Annotated in this window: 3 protein-coding genes; 1 reads left to right on the top strand and 2 read right to left on the bottom strand. The window is 63.7% G+C overall.

Annotated features, from left to right (window positions below):
- Positions 1-100: 100 nt before the first annotated feature.
- The gene (locus tag K728_RS19985) at positions 101-742 is read left to right on the top strand and encodes a hypothetical protein (protein ID WP_024475534.1); all 642 of its coding nucleotides are present in this window, start codon (positions 101-103) and stop codon (positions 740-742) included.
- 35 nt (positions 743-777) lie between these two features.
- Here the strand turns inward: K728_RS19985 and K728_RS0100760 are convergent, their stop codons facing one another.
- Both K728_RS0100760 and K728_RS0100755 read right to left on the bottom strand, forming a co-directional pair.
- Entirely contained in the window at positions 778-1,494 is a 717-nt protein-coding gene (locus K728_RS0100760; protein ID WP_019483184.1) for a redox-sensing transcriptional repressor Rex, read from the bottom strand.
- A gap of 131 nt (positions 1,495-1,625) precedes the next feature.
- Positions 1,626-1,907 carry a glutaredoxin family protein gene (locus K728_RS0100755; protein WP_443110896.1) on the bottom strand — a complete coding sequence of 94 codons (282 nt, stop codon included), beginning with the start codon at positions 1,905-1,907 and terminating at the stop codon, positions 1,626-1,628.
- Positions 1,908-1,943 lie beyond the last annotated feature (36 nt).

Below are 1,943 nucleotides of genomic sequence, written 5' to 3'. Positions count from 1 at the left end.
TGTTGTTTAATCCCCCGGCTGCACAAAGCTCCGCGCTAGGGTTGGCTATGTGGCCCCACAGGGTCTGTATCAACCAGTCTCAAGTGAAGAGGAAACGGCAATGAGCACACCTCCCAATGACCCCCATCCCGGCCAGGACCTGCCACCACGCGATAACGCGGGAGCACAGCAGCCATCCGTGGGACAGAACCCCACCGACGGACAGCCCGCCCCTTACGGCTACCAGAATGCGCAACCCTCCGGCTACAGCTACCCGGGGAATATGAGCCAGGTGTCGGTCACCGAGAAAGGCCCTGCGCCGAAAGAGGTGGAGCGGGCCTTCTGGCTGATCATCGCCGCCGGCGTGCTCAATTTCCTCGCCAGCATCCTGAGCGTGATGACTACCCCCGTGTCCGGGGCGGGCGCCGGGGTCGCCACCGCGCTTGTGCTGGTGTTTGCAACGGTGCTGACGGGCGTCTACATTCTCCTCGCGATCTTCATCCGCAAGGGACATAACTGGGCCAGGATCACGGCCACCGTGTTGGCTGCCCTCTCCGTCCTGTCCTACCTGTTCGGACTGCTGTCCGCTTCGATGCTCGAAGGTAACGAGATGCTGCAGGGGCAGGAACTCATGACTCCGGGTCCGCTGGAAACCGTTCTCACCATCATCGTCACGCTGCTCGGCGTTGCTGGCGTCGTCATGACCTTCCTGAAGCCGGCCCGCCCGTACTTCCAGAAGCAGATCGTTCCGGGCCAGTTCTAGGCCCTCACGCCAGGCGCTCAAAGCGCCTGCACAACCTACTGCGCCGAACGGGTGCGGGCGTCGGCAGCAAGGTCCGGTTCCTGCGCCCGTTGTGCGTGGTAGGCAAGAATCTGCAGTTCGGTGGCCATGTCCACCTTCCGGAGCTGGACACTTTCAGGCACCTGCAGCACTACCGGCGCAAAGCTCAGGATGCTGGTGATTCCTGCATCAACCAACCGGTCGCACAGTGACTGTGCCACTGCTGCGGGAACCGCGAGTACCGCCATGTTGGCCCGGGTCCGTTCCAGGACCTGTTCCAGGTCGGTGATTGGGCTCACCCGTAGCCACCCCACCTCCGCTCCAACAACCAACTGGTCGGCGTCGAACAGCGAAACAATCTCGAATCCCCTGGATTCGAAACCGGAGTAGCCAGCCAGTGCGCGCCCCAGGTTGCCCGCGCCGATGATGGCGACCCGCCAGTCGAGCGTCAGGCCGAGCGCCGCCGAGATCTGCCGGTTCAGGTATTGCACGTCGTAGCCGACACCCCGGGTGCCATAGGACCCCAAATAGGACAGGTCTTTGCGCAGGATGGGCGAATTGACGCCGGCCGCCTCAGCCAGCCGGTCGGAGGACACCCGCTCGGTGCCTTCCGCCAGCAACGAGGTGAGTGCCCGCAGATAGACGGTCAGGCGCGTCAGCGACGCTGACGGGATCTGCCGTGCGGCAGTGCCAGCCCCTGACAGGTGTAGCTCTGGTAGTTCAGGCGTCGTCACTCTCTATCACTCCGTCTGCTGTCCGCCAGCCNNNNGTACGGCAGGTCTGCACGACGCCGGACCGGCCGACACCGTGAGTATCTTCACCTTAGGGTGCGCCGCCCGCGACACAAAGCTGGCTTCCCGGTCGATCACTGGGTCAGCAGCCTCCGCAGGCGCGCCTCATCGATCTTCCAGAAATCTCGCTGTACCCCGTCGATAAGCAGGACAGGGATTTCCTCGGCGAACCGCTCCAACAGGTCGGGTGCATCGACTGTCGACAATTCATGCCAGGGCACTCCCAGCTCTACGCAGACCGCAGCAACCACCGCCCGCGCAGCAGCGCACAGGTGGCAATCGGGCTTGGTCAACAGCTCGACGACGGGGCTCACCGCACCGTCTGTCGGCATTTCCGGCCGGGGAGGAGAAACCATGTCATCCAAGCTACCGCCTCATCCGGTGCGGCTCGG

The organism is Arthrobacter sp. CAL618 (assembly GCF_000468215.1).
Taxonomy (GTDB): Bacteria; Actinomycetota; Actinomycetes; order Actinomycetales; family Micrococcaceae; genus Arthrobacter_D.
Note: the sequence above shows the minus strand (reverse complement) of the source record. Positions and strands in the feature narration are given on the sequence as shown.